This is a genomic window from Niallia nealsonii, from assembly GCF_002835805.1.
Classification (GTDB): domain Bacteria; phylum Bacillota; class Bacilli; order Bacillales; family Cytobacillaceae; genus Niallia; species Niallia nealsonii.
This window is the reverse complement of record NZ_PISE01000014.1, coordinates 20157-45507: the sequence shown is the minus strand read 5'-3', so window position 1 is coordinate 45507 and position 25351 is coordinate 20157. Positions and strand designations below refer to the sequence as shown.

General features: G+C 35.6%; 21 protein-coding genes, 1 tRNA gene, 1 pseudogene and 1 riboswitch. Of the genes and pseudogenes, 6 read left to right on the top strand and 17 right to left on the bottom strand.

All coding sequences use genetic code 11. The features are described from left to right. Positions 1-105: 105 nt before the first annotated feature. Positions 106-1155, bottom strand: coding sequence for a hypothetical protein (locus CWS01_RS07055; protein ID WP_101176490.1), 1050 nt, complete (start codon positions 1153-1155; stop codon positions 106-108). 203 nt (positions 1156-1358) lie between these two features. Here CWS01_RS07055 and CWS01_RS07050 point away from each other — a divergent pair, with 203 nt between their 5' ends. Further along, the gene (locus CWS01_RS07050) at positions 1359-1718 is read left to right on the top strand and encodes a helix-turn-helix domain-containing protein (RefSeq protein ID WP_101176489.1); all 360 of its coding nucleotides are present in this window, start codon (positions 1359-1361) and stop codon (positions 1716-1718) included. Positions 1719-2042: 324 nt separating this feature from the next. Here the strand turns inward: CWS01_RS07050 and CWS01_RS07040 are convergent, their stop codons facing one another. The 3 genes from CWS01_RS07040 to CWS01_RS07030 form a co-directional block, all read right to left on the bottom strand. Then, positions 2043-2963, bottom strand: a complete 921-nt coding sequence (locus tag CWS01_RS07040) for a tyrosine-type recombinase/integrase (RefSeq protein ID WP_101176487.1) — start codon at positions 2961-2963, stop codon at positions 2043-2045. A 131-nt stretch (positions 2964-3094) separates the two neighbouring features. After that, positions 3095-3166 (bottom strand) — tRNA-Val (locus CWS01_RS07035). A 385-nt stretch (positions 3167-3551) separates the two neighbouring features. Then, entirely contained in the window at positions 3552-3827 is a 276-nt protein-coding gene (locus CWS01_RS07030) for a DUF3986 family protein (protein WP_101176486.1), read from the bottom strand. Positions 3828-4666: 839 nt separating this feature from the next. On the opposite strand from CWS01_RS07030, the pseudogene CWS01_RS22890 reads away from it, so the two are divergent. The 3 genes and pseudogenes from CWS01_RS22890 to CWS01_RS07015 all read left to right on the top strand — a co-directional run. Continuing rightward, positions 4667-5167, top strand: a pseudogene (locus CWS01_RS22890) (IS607 family transposase); the annotation flags it as partial. Next, positions 5164-6327, top strand: coding sequence for an RNA-guided endonuclease InsQ/TnpB family protein (locus CWS01_RS07020; protein ID WP_101176485.1), 1164 nt, complete (start codon positions 5164-5166; stop codon positions 6325-6327). The pseudogene CWS01_RS22890 and the gene CWS01_RS07020, both read left to right, overlap by 4 nt. A gap of 161 nt (positions 6328-6488) precedes the next feature. Continuing rightward, on the top strand, positions 6489-6695 hold the full coding sequence (locus tag CWS01_RS07015) for an aspartyl-phosphate phosphatase Spo0E family protein (protein WP_157827583.1): 207 nt from the start codon (positions 6489-6491) through the stop codon (positions 6693-6695). Continuing rightward, a riboswitch (cyclic di-GMP riboswitch) is annotated at positions 6695-6777 on the top strand. It overlaps the preceding gene by 1 nt. A 768-nt stretch (positions 6778-7545) precedes the next feature. Here CWS01_RS07015 and CWS01_RS07010 read toward each other — a convergent pair. From CWS01_RS07010 to CWS01_RS06950, 12 genes are all read right to left on the bottom strand, one after another. Further along, complete coding sequence (locus tag CWS01_RS07010) at positions 7546-7752, bottom strand: hypothetical protein (protein ID WP_101176483.1); 207 nt, start codon at positions 7750-7752, stop codon at positions 7546-7548. A 116-nt stretch (positions 7753-7868) separates the two neighbouring features. Then, positions 7869-10109: an AAA domain-containing protein gene (locus tag CWS01_RS07005; protein ID WP_328588901.1), complete on the bottom strand. Its 2241-nt coding sequence runs from the start codon at positions 10107-10109 to the stop codon at positions 7869-7871. A 351-nt stretch (positions 10110-10460) separates the two neighbouring features. Then, entirely contained in the window at positions 10461-11900 is a 1440-nt protein-coding gene (locus CWS01_RS06995; protein ID WP_157827582.1) for a DHA2 family efflux MFS transporter permease subunit, read from the bottom strand. 29 nt (positions 11901-11929) lie between these two features. Further along, complete coding sequence (locus CWS01_RS06990; protein ID WP_101176481.1) at positions 11930-13333, bottom strand: amidase; 1404 nt, start codon at positions 13331-13333, stop codon at positions 11930-11932. 91 nt (positions 13334-13424) lie between these two features. After that, entirely contained in the window at positions 13425-13607 is a 183-nt protein-coding gene (locus tag CWS01_RS06985) for a hypothetical protein (RefSeq protein WP_101176480.1), read from the bottom strand. 37 nt (positions 13608-13644) lie between these two features. Then, positions 13645-14274: a cysteine hydrolase family protein gene (locus tag CWS01_RS06980; RefSeq protein ID WP_101176479.1), complete on the bottom strand. Its 630-nt coding sequence runs from the start codon at positions 14272-14274 to the stop codon at positions 13645-13647. 29 nt (positions 14275-14303) lie between these two features. After that, complete coding sequence (locus CWS01_RS06975) at positions 14304-15296, bottom strand: ABC transporter ATP-binding protein (protein WP_101176478.1); 993 nt, start codon at positions 15294-15296, stop codon at positions 14304-14306. A gap of 11 nt (positions 15297-15307) precedes the next feature. After that, positions 15308-16213, bottom strand: coding sequence for an ABC transporter permease (locus CWS01_RS06970; protein WP_101176477.1), 906 nt, complete (start codon positions 16211-16213; stop codon positions 15308-15310). 12 nt (positions 16214-16225) lie between these two features. After that, positions 16226-17170: an ABC transporter permease gene (locus CWS01_RS06965; RefSeq protein ID WP_101176476.1), complete on the bottom strand. Its 945-nt coding sequence runs from the start codon at positions 17168-17170 to the stop codon at positions 16226-16228. 38 nt (positions 17171-17208) lie between these two features. Continuing rightward, on the bottom strand, positions 17209-18813 hold the full coding sequence (locus CWS01_RS06960) for an ABC transporter substrate-binding protein (RefSeq protein ID WP_101176475.1): 1605 nt from the start codon (positions 18811-18813) through the stop codon (positions 17209-17211). Between the two features lie 27 nt (positions 18814-18840). Next, on the bottom strand, positions 18841-19830 hold the full coding sequence (locus tag CWS01_RS06955) for an ABC transporter ATP-binding protein (RefSeq protein ID WP_101176474.1): 990 nt from the start codon (positions 19828-19830) through the stop codon (positions 18841-18843). A 23-nt stretch (positions 19831-19853) separates the two neighbouring features. Continuing rightward, positions 19854-21278 carry an amidase gene (locus CWS01_RS06950; RefSeq protein WP_101176473.1) on the bottom strand — a complete coding sequence of 475 codons (1425 nt, stop codon included), beginning with the start codon at positions 21276-21278 and terminating at the stop codon, positions 19854-19856. A 198-nt stretch (positions 21279-21476) separates the two neighbouring features. Between CWS01_RS06950 and CWS01_RS06945 the strand changes: the two genes are divergently transcribed. Beyond that, positions 21477-22430 (top strand): LysR family transcriptional regulator, encoded by a 954-nt coding sequence (locus CWS01_RS06945; RefSeq protein ID WP_101176472.1) that lies wholly within the window; start codon positions 21477-21479, stop codon positions 22428-22430. Positions 22431-23435: 1005 nt separating this feature from the next. Here the strand turns inward: CWS01_RS06945 and CWS01_RS06940 are convergent. Then, positions 23436-23966, bottom strand: a complete 531-nt coding sequence (locus tag CWS01_RS06940; protein WP_101176471.1) for an HD domain-containing protein — start codon at positions 23964-23966, stop codon at positions 23436-23438. A 414-nt stretch (positions 23967-24380) separates the two neighbouring features. Between CWS01_RS06940 and galU the strand changes: the two genes are divergently transcribed. Continuing rightward, the gene (galU, locus tag CWS01_RS06935; protein ID WP_101176470.1) at positions 24381-25274 is read left to right on the top strand and encodes a UTP--glucose-1-phosphate uridylyltransferase GalU; all 894 of its coding nucleotides are present in this window, start codon (positions 24381-24383) and stop codon (positions 25272-25274) included. Positions 25275-25351: the final 77 nt, after the last annotated feature.

Sequence of the window (25351 nt, the reverse complement as noted above, 5' to 3'; positions counted from 1 at the left end):
TTACATCTTAGTCAAACTTAATTCCTTCTTTGACCAAAATAGATAGTCTTTTTTCCCTATAGAAAAAGAGTAGTTCAGCTACTCTTTAAAATGTATACAAACTCACTATTCAATTATCTCAGCTTCTATATACGGTAATGTAATTTGATGCCCTGCTTGTGACTCATAAGTATGAGAGCCTTTAACTGTCCCATATACAGTTATTATATCCTCTTCTACAAACTCTGTTGTCCCTGCATAAGTTATATAAACTACATCACTAATATCGTATCCATATGATTCCTTGGTCACTGCCAGCCTAATAACAGTAGAAGTTGAATCCTCCATAATTTGCAAAATTTCACCTTTGAACTTCACATACTCCTCAGCATGTTTGTTCGGATTTTTTTCTAATTCAGCAAATCGAAGTTCTTTAGCACTTGCCTTTTTTTGTTCAATTGCTTCTTGCTCCTGCTTCTTCAATTCTTTGTAGGATATAGAGTTAGTTATATTTAAGAATTGCTGACCTATGATGATAGAATATTCTCCTTTGTCTGCTGTTTCAGAAATAGTATTTTCTTTGAACCTGCTCTTAGCCTCTTCCATACTTCCCAACTCCGCAAAGAGCTGCTCATTTTTAAGGGAACCAACTTCAAAATCTAACCAAACACCATACTGCCCATTGATTAGCTTTGTTTCTTTATCTGAGCCATCATAATGAAGTTTGATTTTTCCCTCTTTAACCTCTGTTGCAGCCTTCTCCCAAGCTAACTGCTTAACGACAGGGTCATCTATGTCTTTTATTCCTTCTTCAATCACCATCATCTTGTTGAATCCAATATTGACTTCTGTGCCATTTGGTATATTAGTGGATAATTCAATATCGATAGAATTTTCATCCTTGTTATAGGAAAACTTCTCTACTTTATAGCTAAATTTATCAAAAGTAATATCTATATTCTCTTGCGATTCTTCTTTTGATACAGATTTTGAGTTTGTCTCTACAATCTTATCTATACCAAGACAAACCAATAATACTGCTAATGAAATGATAGAAGCTAAAAAGATTCGTTTCTTCCACTTTTTCTTTAACATCCATCCTATGATTGCAATGATTAACAAGATAACAAAAGCAAAGGCGCTTCCCACGCCTAATAGTGGTAATACCATGTCCATTCTTTTCCCCTCTTCTATAGCTGTGATTACTTGAAGTGTACAAAACATAACGCGGAGCCAGTTAATAGTTACTATCTTTTTACATTTTCTGTTACAAACCACCTCTTTTAGAACTTATAAGTATTATTTTATCACTTTTTTATAGTTTGTATATCTGTTTTTTATATATCATCTTCTCTAACCTTTAAATGAGGTGATACATTTTGTCTGATTTCCTAAAAATAGTAGGAGATAGTGTTCGTATATATAGAAAGGCAAAAGGATTAACACAAGAAGAATTAGCAGAACAAGCAGGGCTTCAGTCCACATATATTGGCGGAGTAGAGCGTGGAGAAAGAAATATATCTTTAGATACACTTGATAAAATACTTAGAGGCTTAGATATCAGCGCCTATCAATTGTTTAAAACCAACAAATCTACTGTAGACTTGAAGGAACTTGATAAGAAGAGAAAAATTGAAGTCATCAATGATTTACTTATTGATAGAGACGAAAAAGAAATTGTATTGGTATATGAGCTTATCAAAGATATCGTTAAGATAGTAGATAAGGATACAAAGTAAAAACCCATTCATAAGAATTGAATGGGTTTTTCGACTTTATTTAATGCGGACAGGCTTATATTACAGTTCGGAAATATTCACTCGCAAAAAATTATTAGAGAGCAACACTTCAACAATGACCACAGTATTCTCAACTTTGCTGCAACAGCTAACAAATCAAGTGAAAAAGATATTATTATTTTAATTCAAAAAATCAACCTAGCAAAGCAAGATTCAATTCTTACTTTACACGGCGAGAAGATAATAGGACATCGCACCGCTTTTACTATAAGCTGCTTTCTTCTCAGTAAGAAGCACATTCTCTACTGATTTCATTCGCCTAGCTTATATATCTAAAGTATTTAATGGATTATACTTTTCATTTTGCTCTCTTAATGCAGTTCCCCAAATAGCAAGATACTTCTCAGTCATCTTTAAATTACTATGCCGTAACATTTTTTGTAGAGTAAATACATCTCCACCATTCATTAAGAACCTATGAGCAAACGTGTGGCGGAACGTATGAGCCGATAATCGAACATCTTTAAAATTCATAATTGTCTTCAAACGCTTGAACATGTTTTTAACTGCATCTGTTGTCATAAGTTTATTATCTTTATTTACAAAGACATGTACAGAGGATTCATTAAAATATTGCTGACAAAAAACTTTGTACTCCGCAAGTTCCTTAATCAACTTATCTGTCAAAGGTATACTTGCTTGCATTCGATTCTTACCGAATACAGTAATAGTACCTTTAACCAAGTTGACCTCTTCCCATGTTAAATTGCACAATTCTCCTAAGCGTATTCCAGTGCCAAGCAATGTAAGAATGATTGTATGGTCACGATAAGCATAAAATGACTTTTCTCTTCCTTTTAATCTTCTGTAATAGCCTAACATCTGCTTGATATGGTTATCAGTAAAAACTTCAATTTTAGTATCTGTTTTTATCTTTTCAATCTTTAACATTGGATTTCGTTTATCCGTAATTACATCATTCATCACCATATAATTAAAAAAAGCTTTAAGATTTTTTATTTTCGTATTAATCGTTACAGGATTGTTCCCTTTAGTTTTTTTACAGTAGAGGAGATAGGATTTGACTATATTCGCTGTTATATCCTCTACATTCAGCACTTCTTTTTCAGCACTAAAGCTTTGGAACTCTCCTAAAATAATTTGATATGTTTTGATTGTTTGTTCAGATAAGTTCTGAAATTCCCTGTCATCCTTAAAATCTTGTATGGCAAATTTCAACAACATAAAAAGACCACTTCCTTCTTATTATTCTAAGAAGGTTAGTGGTCTCAGTTGTAAGAAAAGGGTCTAATAATGACCACTTTCCTACTAAGTTTGCAAAATCCTTGTAAAACCCTTGATACACCTGCGTTTAATGACCTGTGAGGGACTTGAACCCACGACCCCTTCCCTGTCAAGGAAGTGCTCTCCCACTGAGCTAACAAGTCGAAATATCTATAATTAAATTCTAAGCCATCTGTTCTTTTTTGTCAAGAAATCGTTTTCACTCCCTCTAAATAATTTAATTACTCTGCAACTTTATAATCCTATTATTTTGCAATTCTTCCATAAATAACGAAATTAAGAACAGACAATATTAAAATAATTTAAAAAATATGAAATTAAAGCATCCCCCTGGATAGATACCATCACCTAAGTAACCCCTAATCATTACATTTATCCCTGATACTACAATTCCTATACCAGAAAATATCCCATCCGTTATACCATTAAATTTTTATTTAATTTCCTAGAGATAGTAATATGTTCCCTGCTCAAAAACTATAACTCTAATTGCACGCTACCTATGTTAATGTTAGCTTTCACCCTAATTTACTCCATGATTCCAGACGCTTTCAGCCAATCTGCAAAATGATTGCATCCAGTTCTATAAGATAAATCTGTTTGTTGTATGGAAAAAATTTCATATCCAAAATACGGATGGAAATTGCAGGAAGATAATATATTTTTATTAAACTCGCATTTTTGATCATTTGGCCAAAATATTACCCACTTATCCTCACCGAGAACCTTATATGCAACTGCTTCTAAATCAAATCCGTTTTCATAATAGCCAATGTGTAAATGTTGATCTGGATCAAAGTGCATGATTTTTCACTTCTTTAAAGATTGTATTCATCTATACCAGCTCCATTTAGATAATATTAGTGTCTCATATTTATATATTAGCACCTATACACATTACTGCACAGCATCACCATTCTCCCGATACCCTCATCTATAAATCTACAGTTTTATATCATCTTTATGTTCCTTCATTTTTAAAGTTAAATGCTAATACAAACTCATTCATTTTACTAAAATTCTCCTTCACAAAAGCAGTTGATTGCAATAAAGTGAAACTTCAATCAGTAGGGGTTTTACTGCCCATTATGCCGGATAAAGATTTTTTCTCATCCCCATTGCCTTGATAACGGAAATCTGCAAAAAGGTTCTTAATAAAATCAAATAGTCATTTTTGGAATATGGTTTTATTTCTTCCATTCCTATGTATATTTGTTGACACCCTTCAATGTTATTAACCCTTTTTCTGTATTCCTTTATTTAAAAGTCGTTTACAAAAACATCCATTATCTGTAAAATCAGAGTGAAGGAGTTGATTTTGATGGAACTAGTTGGTGGTTTATTAAGATTTACTGGAGAAATAATTGCTGCTTTTGCCATGTCTGCATGGAGCAATTATCAAGAGAAAATCAGTAAAAATTAATCACTTCTTTTATTAGGCTACTCAAACATGAGTAGTCTTTTTTATCCCTTTGTTTTTTAGTCTAGTTGTTTCAATAATAGACATAGTTTCTATGAATCTGGATTTCTATTCGCTTTTTAATTAAACACCTACTTTTTTTAGTAAAATAAACAAATAATCCCTTATAAAATTAAGTTTTTTTTAAGTTTTTTTGGTATAATTACTTTTACTTATATTTTTTCCAAAAGATAGGAGGTATTATACTCATAGTCAACTTCTTAAGTATACAGGTGCCACATCGGAAGAAGGGAATAAAGGAAAAGTAGTTTTATATACCAGAGTTTCTCATGCTGGTCAGAAGGATGATTTAAACAATCAAGTAGAATTTTCAAGGAAATATGTCAATGCCAAAGGTATTATTGTAGATGAAATTACAGAAGATATTGGAAGTAGATTAACCTATAATCGGAAAAAGTGAAATAAATTATTGGATGATATACAAGGAAGAAAAGTTTCCAAGGTTTTTATCACGCATAAGGATAAATTTATTCGTTTTGGTTACGATTGGTTTGAACGATTTCTAAACAAATTAGACGTAGAATTAATCATAGGAAAAAATGAAAAACTATCTCCGCATGAAGAAATGATACAAAATTTAATTTCTATCATTCATGTGTTTTCTTGTAGAATCTATAGGTTAAGAAAATACAAAGAAAGGATAGAAGAGGATAAAGAGTTATGAAGGCTTACAAAACAGAAATTTATCTTTCAGCGAAGCAAAAACAAAAATTGATAAATACCATTGGTGTTTGTCGTTTTCTTTATAATTCTTTTCTTTCACATAATAGAGAATTGTATCAAAAGGAAGCGAAGTTTTGTGGTGGGATGGACTATGATAAATACGTCAATCATACATTATCCAAAGAATTTCCTTGGATAAAAGCTGTTTCTTCAAAAGCTAGAAAAAAAGCCATTATGAATGCAGATACCGCTTTTCGTAAGTTTTTCAAAGGAGAAGCTAAATTTCCGCGTTTTAAAAAGAAAAACAAGCAAGAAGTAAAAGCCTACTTTCCGAAGAACAATCCAACTGATTTATTGGTGGAAAGACATCGCATGAAGGTTCCTACGCTAGGCTGGGTGATTTTGAAAGAAAAAGGCTATATTCCAACGAATAGTATTGTGAGTAGTTGTATCGTAGGACAAAAAGCCGATAGATTCTATATTTCAGTGCTAGTGAAAGAAGAAGTTACCCTTCCAAAAGAAACGGTAAAGGATCATGGCATAGGAATAGACTTAGGGTTAAAAGAATTTGCTGTGACAAGCGATGGTCAATATTTTAAAAACATCAACCAATCCATACGAATTAAAAAAGCAGAAAAAAAGCTAAAAAGAGAACAACATTCCCTTTCTAGGAAATATGAATACTATAAAAAAATAAAAAAATCAGGAGGTGAATCTGCTGCTAATCAAAGGAAAAACCTACATAAAAACATTCAAAGAGTACAGAAACTTCATCTTCGCTTAACGAACATTCGAGCCGCTTATCAAGCCTATGTTATTCGAGAAGTGACGAAAACCAAGCCACTTTTTATTACAATGGAAGATTTGAATGTAAAAGGAATGATGAAGAGCAAACACTTGTCTAGAGCAGTTGCCAATCAAAAATTCTATCAATTCAAGTTAAATCTACTTAACAAATGTCGTAAATTAGGTATTGAACTAAGACAAGTTGATAGATTTTATCCGTCCAGTAAACTATGTTCCAAATGCCAAATGAAAAAAGTAAAACTATCCCTTTCGGAACGTACCTTTACTTGTGACACTTGTAGTCATACGATGAATAGAGATGAAAATGCAGCATTTAATCTAGTACAAGCAACTCGATATACCGTTCTCACCTAACGAGAGAGTATATATGTACCGATGGCTTATATGTCGGGAATTTACGCTTGTAGAGTGTTAGACCAACCATAGTAGCGAGCAACTGGCGAGGTGGGACACGTAGAAACAAGAATTATCTTTGAATGTGCACATTTGGGTATATTTTTAGTAGCAGTGCTGAAATGCTTGAGACCTATAAAGAAAAAGACTATTCTCTAAATCAACTAGAAAATCAGATTCAACAGTTACGAGAAGAATTGATTCATGTTGGTATGAAAAAAGGCTTTAATAACTCAACTACTCTGCAAATCAGTCAACAACTAGATTATTTTATTTTTCAGTATCAGCAATTTAAAAACTCAGACTTCCATTACATGATTCACGTATAATCTCTTATTGGCAAACTTTATGAAAATAAAGGACGCAAAGCCACGGGCCTAACGCATTTGCTATGGCAGCCGGGTTGCAAATCTTTTTTACCTTTTTCCTGCTGTATATAAAATTTTCCTCATACCGCTCACTACTTAGATACCACCCCTATGCTGCTGGATGGATTTTTCTTTTTCATATCCTATTGCTTTTATTACTTACAGCATCCTTTATCTTCCGTATTTTATCATCATAAAATAAACTCACTAGAGGAGCTCTCTACTCTTTCTTAAGCAAAAAATTCTGCTGTTTTTCTCCTGTACTAGAAATTGTTTAGCTATTCAATCTAATCCCACACTTAGAAAGATCTCCTATATTTCCCTTTTCCGTACCATTTCGGCGTTTCTGAAGAAAACATAATTAGCACTAAAAAATACAGGACATCTCCTCGAACAGTTCATTTTGTATTTCTCTATTTTTACTTATAATATAATCGCAGAAAATAAAGATATACAGCTGTGATAATTCAAAAAAAAAACGCCTCTGCCAAATAAAAAGGCAAAGGCCGCAAAGGGGAACACACTTTAGTTATAGCCCGTTTCATGAATGGATAAACACTATTTTTATTAATAAGCTAATCTTTCTTCTTTTTAGTTTTGGCATCATCTATGAATGAATACTTTGTCATTCCCTACCCTCTTTTTCGCCAAATTTCCTCAAGGTATCTTATTTTTCCCCTGTCAAAAGGAATATTCCTTCATATTTTGTCACATCCTGCGATTTCTCAGGAAATAACACTGATTTTCCTATCCCCTTATTTCCCCTTTTATAAAGCAAAAAAAGAAAGCATTTCTGCCTTCTTTTTTATTCTTATAGCTCTATATACAAACGGTGCAACCCGTCGATAAACTGTGTATCGTACACGTAAAAATCATTTTCTTCTAGCTTTTCTAGCAATGTTTGTTGAGTTGCTTCTGAAGTTGTTGTGATAAATCCTTCTTGTTTGTGCTTTTCGAGCTGTTCTTGAACTTCTGTTTCTGATTGAAGTACTTCTGTTAATACATCTTTTAATGTCATGTTGTTTCCTCCTAAACGTTACTCTTCACTATCATAGCATGGTTTTCTGAAAATTTGCGAAAATATTTTATCTTCTAGAAAAAAATTGTATGATGTTTTAGCAAAAAGCGCCTTAATTATTTCTCTGGCAATTGTTTCAGCAAATACTCAGCCAAAGAAACAGATTTCACTCTTGCAGCAATCGATGGCGGTTTGATTCTTTTAACGCCTTCTAATGGATGTCCCAGCCAAACGATTTTTTCATCAATGATCATCATTGGAAAGGTGGAGTCCTCCCAGTTTGTAAATCGATAATCTTTTGATGGAGACTTTTCTCCATAAATCGTTACAGGAACTTGTTTTTTTCGTTCGTTAAGCATGGTAATCCATTCGATGGAAAAGTGGGTTCCTTTTGTCAAAACAAACACAATTGAACTTCTTGCTCTTTTTATATCAGCTTGAATGATGTCTAATTTTTTGCCATGTGACCAATGCAAGTAGGCAAAAGCATGTTTAATCCATGCACCAATTTGTTTTGGCAAAATAACCAGATGACCTTCTTCTTGGTGGTCCATTAATTTGCGAATTGTTTTTTGTCTGCTGATGGTTTGTTTTACATAATCTCGATTCGCCACATGGATAAATTTCCCTTTCGTTCTAGTAATGGCAACATTGATTAACCGCTCGCTTTCTTTTCCCACTAAAAGCATGCCAGGCCGTTCTATCGGGAAGCCCTCTACATTGTCAAATATAACCATATCCTTTTCACTTCCTTGAAAACGATGTACGGTTGCAATGGTAAGGACTCCTTTTGCGACTTGTTCTGGCAATAACTCTTCGGCAAGCGCGCTCATTAATTCCGCTTGAGCACGGTAAGGGGTAACATAACCGATGCTTGTCATGCCATTTTTGATTCCTTCGTACATAAGCTGAAAAGACAATAATAGCTGCATCACATTAATTTTTGATTTGCTGCCTTTTTCATAAGTAGTGTATTCTCCAAATCCGCTTGTATCGAGCAAAATATTGGCCTCCTGTGGAAAAGGAGCTTTGCTTGCAATTTTTTGTCTTTTTTTTGCAACAGATGCGTGATCGCCGACTAATGAATGGTAAATATGTTTATTCGTAAAAGAGGATATACTTGGATGCATTCGTCTTTGTTCATTCAAAAGGAGCAAATGTGGATGAAGTTTGCTTCCTGTCACTTTTTCTGCAACATGAGAAGCGGAAAAAATATCATCCTTTAGCCATTTATTAATAAGATTTGTTCTTCCAGCAGCAATAGGGGGAAGCTGTTTAAAGTCGCCGCAAATAATCGTGCGTTTAGCAAGACTTGCGGCAAATGCTGCTTGAGGAACATAACACATGCTTGCTTCATCCACAATCACAAGATCGAAATTGTCTTCATAAATCGTTGTATCTGTTGCTGCTTTTGCTAATGTTGTGCCAACAATCATCGCTTTTTTGACAAATTGAATTTCCCGCTTGCGAATCTTTTCCAATACTTGCGCTAATTTTTCTTCTAGTTTTAATAGTTCAGAAGAATCACGCATGCTAAATGATTTTGCTAAGTCTTGTTTTAACAGGCGCTTTTCTTCTATCAGCGCACTTTTTTGCTGTGCTAAATTTTGATCTTTTTCTTCTAGCAAACTGGTTGTCGTGATTTTATCATCTGCGAAAATTCCGTCCGTTGTGTTTGAGCCATATCGTAAAATATCGCCCATTTTAAAACGATCTTTTTGGGTAGCTGTTTCCGTAATTTCTTTTAGCAGCACGTCCACTGCTTGATTGCTTTGAGAGAGGATTAAGATGCGTTTCCCCTTCCAGTACCGTTGCAAAGCTACTCTGGCCAGTGTATATGTTTTGCCTGTGCCAGGCGGTCCCCATACATACGTGACAGGATTGTATTTGCATCGGAGCGCCAGTTCATGAACATGATTTTTTATGCCTTCAATAGGATGGCGCGGCTCTGTTTCTGGATTCATTAATTGCTGAATTCTTGTTCGTTTTCGTTTGCTTTCTTTTATGCCATCGAACCTTGCCATCAACTGTTCTAGAAGTTCCCACGGATCATGAAACAAATAGGCTTCGCTCACAGTTTCCCCTATTGTTTTTTCCAATACAACAAGCAAACTTTTGCCGTCTGAGGAAAGAATTCTGCCGTCAATTTTGGCGCTTCCCCACTCAATAACAATATTGGAGCCAATTGGAATTTTCGTAAAACTGCTTGTTTCAAAATAATACGTATAGTTTTCTTCTGTATGAAGCATTTTGCCATTATATAAAGCTATTTTTGTGTTGGAATAGCGTTTTAAATGATTGATTTCTTCTTGCAGTGCTTTTTGCCATTCTTTTATATACGTGCTTGCTTTCATCATTTTTTAACCTTCTATTTTATAGATTATCTTTTGAGACATTTTTTTATTATAGCATTTTTTTATTTTTGCGTGTTTGATGAATAAAAGAGGCATCTATTTATAGATACGCCTCTTCTTAAATGGCAAATGCATAATTGCCGATTATTTTAATGACCTCTCTTATTGTAATCCAATCACTTGTTGCCGTTTCTGGATGATAAAAACAAAAAATCCCCCCCTCTGCCCCTCCACATCTTGTATATATTTCCTTTGTTTCTGTATTTTTTTCAAAGCAGATAAAAAAAGCAGATTTTTTGTCTGCTTTTTCTACTGTTGCTTATTGTAAAAAATATATTTCAAGTTATAAATACCTTATCCAAATTTTCGCGCTAATCTTTTTTTCTTCTCCATTTTTTTGTAATTCATTTTGAATGTAATAGGGAGCATTAATATAACGATGATTCCCATAATCAGAAAAGAGTGTTGAACAGATAAGATCCCTGCTGCTTCTTTAGACATACGTTCCATATAAATAATCCTTCTCGATTCAAAAAACATAGAAAACAGTACAACAGTAATCGTTCCCGTTAGTTGCCGTATCACATTATTAATCGACATTGCCCGCGATACTTGAAAAGAGGGTAAAGCATTCAAACCAGCTGTTGTAGCTGGAGTATTAATGAACCCGATTCCTATTCCTCTTATTATCAATAAAAAGATTAGAAGCCATTGACTGCTTTGCCCCACAAGCCAGCCTAAGACTAAAGTTACAATCGACAAGATAATAATACCTGCTGGCAATATTATTCTTACACCACTTCGGTCTAGTATTTTGCCGCCAATGGTCATAGCGATTCCCATCATCATTCCTTGCGGCAGCAAGATAAGCCCAGTCGTAAGAGCACTCAACTGCAAAACTTCTTGCAAAAGTAATGGCAATAGCAGCATTCCGCTGAATAAACTTGCCGTACAAACTGCTACAATGATGGTACTATTAGTGAAAATGGGATTTTGAAATATACGAATATCTATTAAAGGATTATTTATATGCAACTCTGTATAAATGAAAAATAGGAACCCAGTAAATCCGATTAATAGGAGACATATAGTAAGCCACCCATGATCTGAAAAACCATATGGAATCCGATTAACTCCTAATGTTAAACAAACAATCCCAATAGTTATGCAAATAAATCCGATAAAATCAAATTTAATTTTTTTGCTTTGCCGCTTTTCTTTTAAGAAATAAGCGGTTGCTATCATACAGATAATGCTAGTAGGTATATTCATTGCGAATAACATTTTCCAAGAGCTGTACTCTAAAATCAAGCCCCCAATTGTTGGTCCTATAGCAGGAGCTACCATAGCAGCAACTCCCCATATACCAGTAGCAAATCCTCTTTCCTTTTCAGAATAATAACTGAATAGAATAGAAATGCTTAATGGCATCACAAATCCCCCGCCAATTCCTTGCACTATTCGAAAGAAAATTAATGATTGAAAATCCCATGCAGCCATCCCCAATAATGATCCTGCTAAAAATAACACCATGCCCAAAATATATACAAATTTTCTTGTTAATACGTCAGCAAGATAGCCTGATAGTGACATGGTAATCATCATAGGTATCATAAAACCGACCACTACATTTTGTGCCTGAATGGCATTAATATCAAACATTTGCATAAAAGAAGGAATGGAAACGTTCAGTATGCTATTATTCAATATCACACTGAATGCCCCTAATAACATAGCTATTAATACTCCATGCCTATTCGCCTTTTGTTCTATACTATCATTCTTCTCATCCACCATTCTCTTCCTTTCACTTCTTTAATAATCTAAAGCTGTTCTTCCCATTTAGATTCATCAGGGAGAATGTTAAAATACCCATTTTGCTGTTCAAATGCTGAACCAATTGATAAGACTTCCCCTTCTGAGTAAGGAGAGCCAATTAATTGCAGACCAATTGGAAGGTTTTCTTTAGAAAAGCCGCATGGAAGCGACAGAGCTGGCAATCCTAAAATATTGGCAATGAAGGTGAATTTTCCTCGCCAAAAAGAAACCTCTTTTTCGTACAACTCAATTTCTGGAGCCCCTTCAGGAAAAGTTGGTGTTGCTATAATATCTATTTCTTTAAATAATTTTTTAAATTCTTGCATCATTTTTGTTCTATACCGTTGTGCCTGAATATAGGATTCTGCTGTATAGTATTGTCCAATCTCAAAAGCTGGTCGTAAATCAGGACCATATCCTTCTTTTTTATCCTCAAGATTATGCATATGAAAAGAGTAGGCTTCCGAAGTTAAAATGGTACTTTGCGCTGCTCTTAACTCATGCAAACCAGCTATTTCGATTGGAATGATTTCCGCTCCTGCACTTTCCATTGATTCTAATGCCCTTTTAAAAACATTAGCTGTATCTTTCTCCAGAGAATCAAAAATATAGGATTCTGGCACTCCTATCTTTTTCCCTTGCAAACTGGCATTCTTGTTAAACTCACTAATATCCCAATTCAATTGTTTATAAGAGGATTCATCTTTGCCATCAAAACCAGCAATAGACTGTAAAACCAATGCTGCATCTCCACAAGTTCTTGTTAATGGCCCAACATGATCTAATGTCCAAGACAATGGTGATACACCATATCTACTAACCCTTCCATATGTTGGTTTTAGACCCACTACTCCACATAAACTTGCTGGCATGCGGATGGATCCCCCTGTATCTGTTCCAATAGAAGCAAGTGACAATCCAGCTTGTACGCTTGACCCAGAACCTGAACTTGATCCTCCAGGAACCCGGTTTAAATCCCACGGATTCTTCGTCCAACCATAATATGGATGTGGTCCCTTATAGGCAAATTCATGCAAATGTGCTTTTCCTATGATAACAGCACCCGATTTCAGCAATTTTTCTGTAACAGTGGCATGTCTGCTGGGAATATAATCTGGATCAACTCTTGAACCATTTGTCATTGGAACACCAGCAAAAGCAACAATATCTTTCAGTGAAATTGGAATTCCATGCAATGGACCTTTATAATTTCCATTCATAATCTCTCGTTCTGCTTCTTTCGCTTGTTGTTTAGCTATATCTGTCATCAATGTTATATAGGTGTTTAGTTTCTTTTCATACTTATTAATTCGATCAAACAGGCTGTCTAATAACTCAACTGGAGATAATTCCTTGTTTTTTATCTGTTCCGCAATATCCGCTATTGTCATTAATTGAACTTTTTGCATACCAGCAACCTCACTTTCTATTATGAAACAGTGATCATTTATTCATATTAAAAACCGTACCACCTAAACCTATCAGATGGTACGACCCCTTTTACTCTGGAAAGTATACAGGAGCTGGTTCGAGCGCTAATAGAAATTGCTTAGAAACTTCTCTCAACTCGTCCAGCACAGGTTGAAAATCTTGAGCATAAAGCGCCAATTGTTCTTCCAATGCAGGATCAAAAGTTCTTCCATTCAGTTCTGTGCTCATTTTTTTTAATAATTCCATATTCATCTATTTTCACTCTCCTACATTTATTTAGAATAGCCTATTAAACAGCAGCTGATTTTAAGGTAGACCAAAAATTAATAATTTCATTTGTTTCTAATGCCAGTCCAAAATTATTTTCAATATTTCCAAAGGTTGCTTCATGCAGCGCTGGTACATATCCTGCACTTGCATCCTTCACTACTGCGACATGATAATCGAGCATAAATCCATCCCTTGCCGTTGATTCCACACAAACATTAGTAGCTACACCTGTTAGGATAATAGATTTACAATTTAGATTACGGAGTATCATATCCAAATCTGTACCAATAAAGGCACTATAACGATGCTTTTCTACTATAATATCTCCTTCTTTTGGAGCAATTTTATAAAATTCAGCACCCCAAGAATCCTTTTTACAAATATCTAAAGGATTTTTATAGCCTGCTGGTCTAGGCCGATTCGTCCAAGCATCTGATATGGTATATTCGTTTTGGGTCATTTGAATAAATACAATAGGAATATTTAATTCTCTTGCATTCTCCATTAATAGCTCAACCTGTGGAATAATTGCTTGAGCACCTGATACATCACGCCCCATTTTAGAGCACGCTCCTTCTTCATGACAGAAATCATTTTGTATATCTACTAAAATAAGCGCTGATTCATTTGGATTTAAATGTTGATTCATCCTAAATTCCTCCTATATTCTTTCATTTTTTAAAGCAGAATTTTTTCTCTTACATCATTTTCATACAAAATACACGAAACTTTTTGGCCTGTTCTTACTTCTATTTCTGGAGGATACGAGCTTTCACATTGATCCCTTGCATGAGGGCATCTTGTTCGGAACCTGCAGCCAGATGGAGGATTCATAGGACTAGGCAGTTCTCCTGTTATGGGAGAATTATTTAAAGTAGAAACCCCCACCTCCATCGAAGGCACAGAATTTAACAACCCTTTTGTATAAGGATGATTAGGCTGCTCATATATTTGAGCTGCACTGCCTTTCTCTACCACTTTTCCTAAGTACATGACCATCACTTCATCACTCATATATTCCACTACATTTAAATCATGGGAAATAAACACTAAAGAGAGTGAAAATTCAGACTTCAATTCTTGGAATAAATTTAATACTTGTGCTTGGACCGACTTATCAAGAGCAGATACGGCTTCATCTGCAATAATAATTTCAGGTTCCAAAATCAAAGCTCTTGCAATGGCGACACGCTGTCTTTGCCCGCCGCTTAAACTAGTTGGATAACGAGTGGCATACGACCTTGGCAAACCAACTGCTTCTAAATAATAATGAGCTTTTCTCCTGGCTTCTTGTTTAGATGCTCCATTTTCCCACAAACTAAAAGCGACATTATCTAATATAGTTAACTTAGGGTTTATAGAAGAATATGGATTTTGAAATACCATTTGTATTTTTTTGCGTATGTTTTGCAGTTTGCCTCCAGATAAAGCAAGAATATTTTCCCCTCGGTAGCGAACTTCTCCATGATCTGGTTCTATTAGACGCATGAGCAGCCTGGCTAATGTCGATTTTCCGCATCCGGATTCACCGACTATTCCTATTGTAGACTGCTCCTCCAGTGAAAAAGATACATCATGAACGGCTGATACTGCTCCTTTTGATTTACCGAACCACCCCTTGACTGGAAAAGATTTTTTCAAATCGACAGCTTCAAGTATTACTCCCAACATCCTCACCTCTTTTATTGTTTAATTTCTAATGCATCCCTTAATCCATCAGCTACAAGGTTTATTGCCAGAGCAGTGATAAATATAAATAATCCAGGTATTACAGCTAAAATTGGATTAATAAAAATTTGCTGTTTTAGATTATTCAACATAATACCCCATTCAGGAGTAGGCGGGGAAACTCCCAAACCTAAGAAACTTAAACCAGAGGCAAGCACCAGGCTAATACTTATTTGTGTTGTACAATAAACAAACAATTTACTAAATATATTCATAATGATGTGGTAGCGTATGATGGAAAAACTTTTTGCTCCGCTAGACTTTGCAGCTTCTATAAACTCTTCTTCCCTCACCTCCTTAACAGCAGATTCAGCTATCCGTGCTACTGGCGGAATAAAAACAATAGAGATAGCGATAATAATATTATCAATCCCTTGACCAAGAGCAGCAGAAATCCCGATTGCAAGCAAAACTGCAGGAAATGCATAGAAAATATCAAGTGTTCGCATAATAATCGTGTTTATAATCCCTCCAAAGTATCCTGCTGCAATCCCTAAAAAACTGCCGATAAAACCAGCAACCAATACTGGGACCAATCCTGCTAACAAACTAAGTCTGCCTCCATATAAAATTCTAGATAACATATCACGGCCTTGTTCATCTGTCCCTAAAATATGCCCTTCTGAGCCAATAACGAGCAATCGTTCATTTATATTTCCTTCAAGAGGACTATATGGTGCTACTACTGGTGCCAATAGACAAGAAACAACAACTATACATAGGACAATAAAGGAAACTAAAGCAGTTCGATTCTCACCATATACTCGAATTATATTTCTTAACCTCGAGTCTTCTTTTGTCTTTCTAGTTAAAATGCCAGAAGCGGCTGCATTAATCTGTTCCGCACTTCCTCTTATCATATTCCATCCTCCTTAAGCGTGACGTATTCTTGGATCTATAACAGCATGCAGTATATCTACTATAAGATTGATTAAGACAAACATAATGCTGATTACAAGTACTCCTGCTTGGATAATTGGAAAATCTCTTTGACTAATCGCTTGATAGATAAGCTGCCCGACTCCCGGCCAAGCAAATACTGTTTCAACCAAAACAGAACCTCCTATTAAATATCCAACTTGCAGACCTGCTACTGTTAGAATAGTTGGGGTGCAATTCTTCAAAACATGCAGTAAGACCGTAAAGGAACTAGTTCCTTTCGCTTGCAAAGTAATGATAAAATCTTTCTGCAGAAGGTCGACAACAGAACTCCTGATCATTCTAGTCATAACGCCTAATGTAGTCATTCCTACTGCTATTGCCGGCAAAATTAAATGACTAATGGTATCGAAAACGCCACCGCCTCCTACACTTTTCATTCCTGCTGAAGGAAACCACCCCAATTCTACCGAAAAGATGCCGATAAGAATCAGCCCTGCCCAAAAATTAGGAATACTTACGCCAGTTAGTCCTATCATATTTCCAAATACAGCAATCCATGATTTTGGATAATAGGCGCTGTAAATGCCTATCACTAGACTTAATAGAAAGGAGAACAGCGCTGCGCCAAATGCTAGCACAATCGTATTTTTCATGGCATCAAACAATAAGGAGTTCACATCTAATTGTTTGATGATAGATCGCCCAAAATCTCCTTCCAGCGTCCTGCCTAACCAATCAACATATTGAACAGCAACTGGTTTGTCAAAACCAAGTTCATGTTCAATCCGCTTTCGGTCTGCTTCTGTCGCATCAGGCGACAGAAGCGAATTTACAGGATCTCCTGGAACAATCTGCAGCATTAAAAATACAATAATGGTTACTCCTAGCAATGTTGGAATCATAAACAAGCATCTTTTGAGTATAAAAGGAATCATTTATACACCCACTTTCCTAATCTTTATGATTTCTTCCATTATTCAATAGATATTGTCTTTAAGTCGGCAAACCATGATTGCGGCTGAACAAAACCTTTTACATTTTCCGCTAACACTCTTAAATTCTGATCATGCACAACATAGATCCAAGGAGCCTCATCCGCAACTATCTTTCCAGCTTCTTTTAAATATTGATCCCTTTCAGCTGTGTCAAAAGATTCCCGAGCCTTTTTCAGTATTTCATCTAATTCCTTGTTGGAGTATGCTCCAATATTAGCTCCATTAGGCGGACTGGAGCTTGTTGCAAAATAACGATCATATACCCACGGGGCAACTGGAGCTAAAGATATATTGTATGCACCCACTTCTTTATCATCGGGAAATCCCGCACGATATTGTGTAATCAGCGTCTGCCATTCAATTGCTTCAATCTTTACATTTATTCCAACTTCTTTCAGATTTTTTTGGATAAATTCATTCATCTCTTTTGGCCACATATTTCCAGACCCGCTTGTAGGAACAACAAAAGTCGTATCGAACCCAGTTGGATACCCAGCTTCTTTTAGTAGTTCTTTCGCTTTTTCTGGATCATACGTATATTTTTCCCCTTCTTCGTTATACCAAGGATGACCTTCATATAAGACTTGTGTGGCTGGTTTAGCAACACCATTTAATAGAGAGTTGGACAAAGAATCCCGATCAATGGCATAGTTTGCAGCTTGTCTTACTCTAACATCGCTCCATGGCCCTTCTTTCAGATTTAGAACATATGGCCAAACATGTGGATAGTCATTCAGCAATACCTGAAAGCCTGATGACTTTAGCTGATCAATGGATTCTGTTGGCGGTATTTCTGCCCAATTTACTTGCCCAGACTGCAATGCTGCTAATCTTGCAGAAGAATCAGGCATTGGTTTTAAAATGACTTGATTGACTTTTGGCACATCTCCCCAATAGGACTCATTTTTTTTCATCACTAATTCTTCGCCTTGACTCATGCTTGCAAATTTAAATGGTCCTGTTCCAGATGGGTGACTTACATAATCTTCTCCATATTTTTCCACTGCTTTCGTGCTCGGAATTAAGATAAATGTCAAATCATATGGAAGAAAACTGTAAGGTTCTTTTGTTTTTATCTGGAATGTATAATCATCGATTTTTTTATAGCTTTCCACATATTTCAAATAAGATAAAACACCGCTTGCAACACTGGCATTGTAATACTCTGAATCTGGATTGCTGATGCGGTCAAAAGCAAACACTACTGAATCCGCATTAAATGCTGTCCCATCATGGAAAGTGACATTCTTGCGGAGATGAAATGTCCATAAAGTAGGATCGTCTTCTGCTGTGTCCCATGATTCTGCTAAACCTGGTTTCACATCTGCAGGTTTGTCGCCTTGAGACAGATCCCATCCTACTAATCCATCATAAAGCTGGTGGCCTACGAATCTATACCCTTCATATCCTTCTGTTGGCGTTGTATCAGGACTTGGTATATTTGATGCTGACATGGCAATGACTAGGTCTTGACTCTCACTGGAACTAGTGGACTTATTTCCGCCACAAGCGGATAAAATGAACACTGCTATTATTAGAAGAATCGTATATTTAAAATATAATTTATTGGAATTAGACCTCATGTGCTTGTCCCCTTTATTGTTTATCTATTAAACTTGAATCGCCTCTTTTTTTGGTTTAGATTTCTCCAATAATAAACAAGCCACTTCACTGCCTTGCGGAAGTTTTATTAAATCAGGATTTTTTGTTTGGCACGCTGCCTCTGCATTTGGACATCTTTCTATAAAAGCACAACCCTTTGGCATATTGGTTATTAACGGGGGCTGACCTGGAATCGCTGTAAGTACTCCTTTCTGTCCTTGTCTAGGAGTAGCTGCAATTAATCCTTTTGTGTAAGGATGATGGGGCTTGGAAAGCACTTGTTCTGCTTTGCCGTATTCTACAATTTTCCCGGCATACATTACTGCAATCTCATCTGCCATTTCAGCAGCTACTCCAATATCATGTGTTACTAATATAATAGACATCCCGTATTCATCTTGTATTTGTTTGAACAGATTAAGAATCTGCGCTTGGATGGTAACATCCAATGCTGTTGTTGGTTCATCGGCTAATAAAATATCCGGCTGACAAGATAATGCCATAGAAATAACGGCACGCTGCCTCATTCCTCCGCTCATCTCATGTGGATATACTTTCACTCGTTCTTCTGGAGAAGGAATTCCCACTTTTCGAAAAAGTTCCACTACCTGGCCCCTTGCTGCTTTGCGAGAAATTTTTTGATGAGTAATAATCGTTTCTTCTATTTGTTTTCCAACTTTATAAAGCGGATCAAAGGCGGATAAAGAATCTTGAAAAATCATCGCAATCCGATTCCCACGAATAGATTGAATTTGTTTTTTAGATTTTTCCAGCAATTCTTCCCCCTGAAATTTAATGGAGCCTTCTATTTCTGCACCTGGAGGCGTTAATCGTAAAATAGTGCGCAATGTGACACTTTTTCCTGATCCTGATTCACCTAATATAACAAGTGTTTTTCCCTTTTCTACAGAAATGTCTACGCCCCTGACTGCAGGTGTTAACCCCTCCTTTGTAGAAAATTTAGTAACTAGCTGCTTCATCTCTAACACCTTTTCCATTTCATCATCACTCCTTCTAATTATTAAACGATCACTCCTCTATCGGACATTGCATAATCATTTGCTTTTTCAAATGCGTTGGCAGCTCTAAATACTAATAGTTCTTCAAAAGGACGACCTTGCAATTGAAGTCCAATCGGTAATCCCGCTTCTGTAAATCCACATGGAATAGAGATGGAAGGGAAGCCATTAAAATTGCTAGGTGATGTTCTTCCAAGTATACCTAGATCTCTAGGATTTACGTCTTTTCCGCCTAATGAAATGGTATCGCAGTGAATAGGAAACGCAGGAATGGCTGTAGTCGGTGCAATAAGCAAATCAATTGTTTTATATACTTCCTTCCAGCTTTCTTTCGTTTTTTGGCGTAATCTTTGTGCTTGTATGTAAGCCCATGCAGGTGTATATTGACCCATTTCTAAACGAGGACGAATATTCGTTCCATACTCTTCATAACGATCTTTTAAGTAGCTGGAATGATAACTGTATGCTTCTGCCGTTGTAAGCAGACTTTGCAAGCGAACGGATTCGGAAATAAAAGGGAGATTGACTTGTACAATGCTTGCTCCTAATTTTTCAAACATCGCTATAGCCTTACGAACACTTCTATCCACTTCTGGATCTAAATTTTCAAAAAAGTATTCTTCACAAACACCAATTGTTACACCTTCTAATGATAAATTCTCCTCTGTAAATGCTGCGAAATAGTTAGGAACTTCTTTTTTCGATGACGTAGGATCTTTGGAGTCATAGCCAGCCATTACAGAAAGAACAGCAGCGGTATCCCATGTCGTTTTTGCCAGAGGGCCAGCATGGTCGAGAGAAGAACTTAAAGGTAATACGCCATTTCTGCTGACTCTTCCATACGTTGCTTTAATGCCGACAACTCCACATAATGCTGCAGGCATTCTGATTGATCCGCCAGTATCAGTACCTAATGAAAAGAGAGAGCTTGATGCAGCTACTGATGCGCCGGAACCGCCACTCGATCCACCTGGAATCATTTTTGTATTCCATGGGTTTCCAGTAGGGCCAAAATGCTCATTTTCATTCGTTCCTCCGTATGCAAATTCATGCAAGTTATTTTTTCCCACTAGGATGGCGCCTGCATCATTTAATCTTGCAACAGTGGTTGCATCATAATCTGGTACATATTCTGCTAGTACTCTAGATCCTGCTGTAGTTTTAACCCCTTTTGTTGTATACAAATCTTTAGCTGAGTAGGGGATTCCATGCAATACTCCTTTATAATTGCCATCCAATATTTCTTTTTCTGCTAATTTGGCTTTTTCTAAGGCACTATGTTCCAAGACTGTAATATAAGCATTAATAGCGGGCTCGGTTTCCTTAATTCTTTCGAGACACTGATCTACTAACTCAACTGGCGAAATTTCTTTTTTTCTAATTAATGGAGCTAATTCCTGAATTGTTTTACTCATAAGGTTTTCCATTATCTCTCCTCCTGTTTTCTGAAAATTTAGAATTTAACTTCCTGTCTTAACTATATAAAAAAATATTTAGATAGTGGTAATAGAAAAAAACTATGAAAGAACCCGTTGTACATTTTAGAATTTTCTGATAACTTATATTTAAGTATGTATACATATATAAACAATTAATTTTTTTATAAACGAAAGGGGAACTTTTAGATGGATATAAATACATTAGATTCTTTTATTACTATAGCCAGGGAAAAAAGCATTACAAAAGCCTCGCAATTATTGCATATTACTCAACCTGCTTTAACTTCTAAACTGAAAAAATTAGAAAATGAGGTAGGTGCTCAATTATTAGAAAGGAGCAAAAAAGGAGTAGAACTTACAATGGAGGGAACTTCATTTTTAGTAAGCGCCCTAAAAATGATTCGCGAGTTTGATTCCGTTTATACTCATAAAAAAACAGTCAGTCCGCTTCCTGACAATCATTTAAATAGCAAACTTAAAATTGGGATTACAAGACCTCTTAGTTCCACCATTTTGCCTGATATATTACTAAGCATTAATGAATTTAATCCTAATCTTAAATGTAATATCACATCAGAACTAACCGATTTTATTTTAGATCTTATCCTATTTGGGGAACTAGATTTTGGCATTGTCACTTATTGCAAACCAAATAAAGAACTCGAATTCATTCCTATATATGAGGATGATTTAGTATTAATTGGACCTAAAATGGACAAGAATCCATTAGACCAAAAGAAAATAAATCATTTAAAAGAGAAACCTTTTATTCTTTTTAATTCCTTTTTGCCTTTAAGACATGATGCAAATGAGGTTTTGCTCAATATGTTTGGAGAAATGCCCCATCATATTCAAGAAGTAAATGATACTTACGCGTTAACTAGAATGATTGCCTGTGGTTTAGGTTACAGCATCCTCCCATTATCCTTCATCTTAGACTTTGTTAAAGCTCCCAATACAAACGTTATGCAAAATTTTCAAAACATTACTCCATTTAGAATAACCAAATTAGACAAATATTCCAAAACAAGATACATTCACCTTGTTTACTCCAAAAACATAAGTACTACTATTCCAATTAAAAGGCTAATTGAATTTATTTTATCTTCTAATAAAAAAATGAAAACTTGTATATCGTAATCTACACAAATATTCTCTTTTATAAATACTATAGCTTTCTATTGAATCTTAGTAAGTAATAAAGATTCGTTTCTCCCAGCCTCTCAAAACTGTCACTATCGCTATCTATTAATAATGTAAAATAGTTAAAAATACATACAAGAAATCCGTTTATCTCCAGTGTCGACAAAAGTTCGTTTTTTTGCTGCTCGCTCTGCTTAAATATTCATTACCTATCTTGATAATCCCACTACCCCTGAGACTATGCGTCAATTATTTCTATTAACCTAAAAGTATTCGCTTTTGATTTTGTTTAGATTTTGAGAAAAAAATCTTTTTGTCTTACTCTTTATCTATTTAAACTCCTTTTCTTCTTTGTCTTAGGCGGATCTATACAGTTAACTTATTCCCACTTATTGCATCCGTAAATTGTTTGACTAGACTGTGGGTAATTTGGTAAATCTCCTGTACAATCGTTGCTGTTTTTAAAATAGAATAAGAGGAAGGGTGTCTTTTATTCCCTTCTTCCTATTCCAAAACTGCTTGCAGGAAAAACTTTTACTGCAAGCAGCTCCTAACTTACACGTCTATTAATTTCTGTTGGAGGCATCCTCTTAGAATGCAAGCTTTCTAAACTGTTTAGCGCCTGCAATCCCCTCTTGTTCCACTGATGGAGAAAATAAAGCAAAACTTCAATCAGGCTTTTACGGGCAAGTTTCTACCCACCTAAATTTCTTCGTTTTCTCTTATACTCCCTTAGGCGAGGATCAAAAGCCCCTTAATGCATGATCAATGCTGCTCTGTTCTTGCTTCGACTTTATTGACTATTCTCGGCAACTTTAAATCCACTTTTTTTCCACGATTTATAATAAGCTTTTTCTCGTTTAACAGCTCCGCATTCTTCTTGCTATTTAAATAAAAGTATTTCTTCTATATACTTTTTAAACCGCTTAAACATCTTTTTAATATGCTGTACTCTTTTCAACTAAAAAATAGTCTAGACAGCTTGACCGTCTAGACTATTTTTTATAAAGTTTTTTGCTGATGGAGCACGTACGCATCTATTTTCTCATCAAGCCTTTCCAAACTTTTTTGCGCTCTTTCCTTTGTAATGGTGCGATAATGGTGATGACCTCCTGGCTCTTCATCCTTTTCATCAGCCAATTTAACAATTTTTTGCAGAGGAGTTAAAGTAACGCTGCCCCCTGGGATAAAACTATCGGTATGAAAAAGGACCGCTAAAGCAATTTCTTTTGCTTTAATAGGGTTTTCCCCTAAGCGGATTAATAGTTTATGAGCCCGTTCTGCCCCTTTAATTGGGTGGATATCGTTTTGTTTATACAATTTATAATCCCATTTTCCATCTTTATACCAGGTATAGTGCCCCATATCATGGAGAAAGCCAGCTTTTGCGGCAATATCGACATCAAGATTTTGCTCTTTTGCCATCTCAAATGCGTGGTAACTGACAGCCAGAGCATGAGCTAGTCCTGAACGGGTAATATACTTTTGTGCAATATGATGATTAAAAATATCAGTTAACTTAACATCTCTCATCTCCCAACCACTCCTTTTATCTTTATAAAAAAACACCCTAAAAAGGGGTCTTAAAATGTTTACTGCTATCTACTAATTTATTAGGCTAGTATTTCGCTGCCCATTAAAGTGGGATAAATAGATGACATTCATTTTTAGCAAAACATTAAAACTATCTTAGTGATGTTAAAAAACTATTTTTCCCATTATACAATATATTCCGGCAAAATTAATAAAAAGAAACGTTTTTTTGGAAAATTCCCTTTATTTCATTATATCATCAGGAGACAAAGGGGTTCCTTTCTTTTCTTATGTATCTTTCAAATTCTTTTCTGCACTGTAAAATAATCACAAGCACTAGGCTTATATAGTGTCCAGGCAATGCCTGTTAACATATAAAGATTAATAAGAGGATGGAAAGGGGATAGTTTTTTTATGAAGATTAGAAAAGCAATTATTCCAGCAGCTGGACTAGGCACACGTTTTTTGCCAGCAACTAAAACGTTGCCAAAGGAAATGCTGCCGATTATTGATAAACCAGCCATTCAATATATTATTGAAGAAGCAGTTGCCTCTGGAATAGAAGAAATTTTGATTGTGACAGGAAGAGGCAAATATGCAATTGAAGATCATTTTGATAAATCGTATGAATTAGAAGATATTTTATTAAAAAGACATCAGTTCGAACACTTACATGAAATACAGCAAATCTCTAGTTTGGCTTCCATTTATTATGTTCGCCAAAAAGATCCCCTTGGTTTAGGGGATGCTATTTTGTGCGGCAAAAGCTTTATCGGCGATGAACCCTTTGCTGTTTTGCTTGGGGATGATATTGTTCATGCCGAAACCCCCTTATTGCAGCAGCTAATTGATGTTGCCATAACCTATCATTCCCCAGCGTTAGCCATTTCTGAAGTGGAGGAATCTGATATTAGCAAATATGGCATTATTCGTCCCGCGTTGCCACCATTAAAAGAAAATATTTATAAAATCGATGCGCTTGTAGAAAAACCACACCCCGATTATGCTCCCTCCCGCTATGCAATAATGGGCAGATATATTCTCCCTCCCAGCATTTTTTCCATTCTTGAACATAACACTCCAGAAAAAGGAAAAGAACTGCAGCTTACAGATGCAATTGCCGAACTAAATAAACAAACTTCCATACTGGGACTAGACTTTGCGGGCATTCGTTATGATATCGGGGACAAACTCGGCTTTATAAAAGCAACCATTGATTTTTCTTTATTAAGAGAAGAAATGAGAGAAGAAATTCTCGCTTTTTGCAAAAAGAAATTAGATATGTTTACAAAGGAAAAAAAGAACTAAAATGGAATTATTTTTTTCTGTATTTTAGCCACTGTGCTGTTTTTGGATAGTTCATTTTAAAAAATAGTATGTAGGCA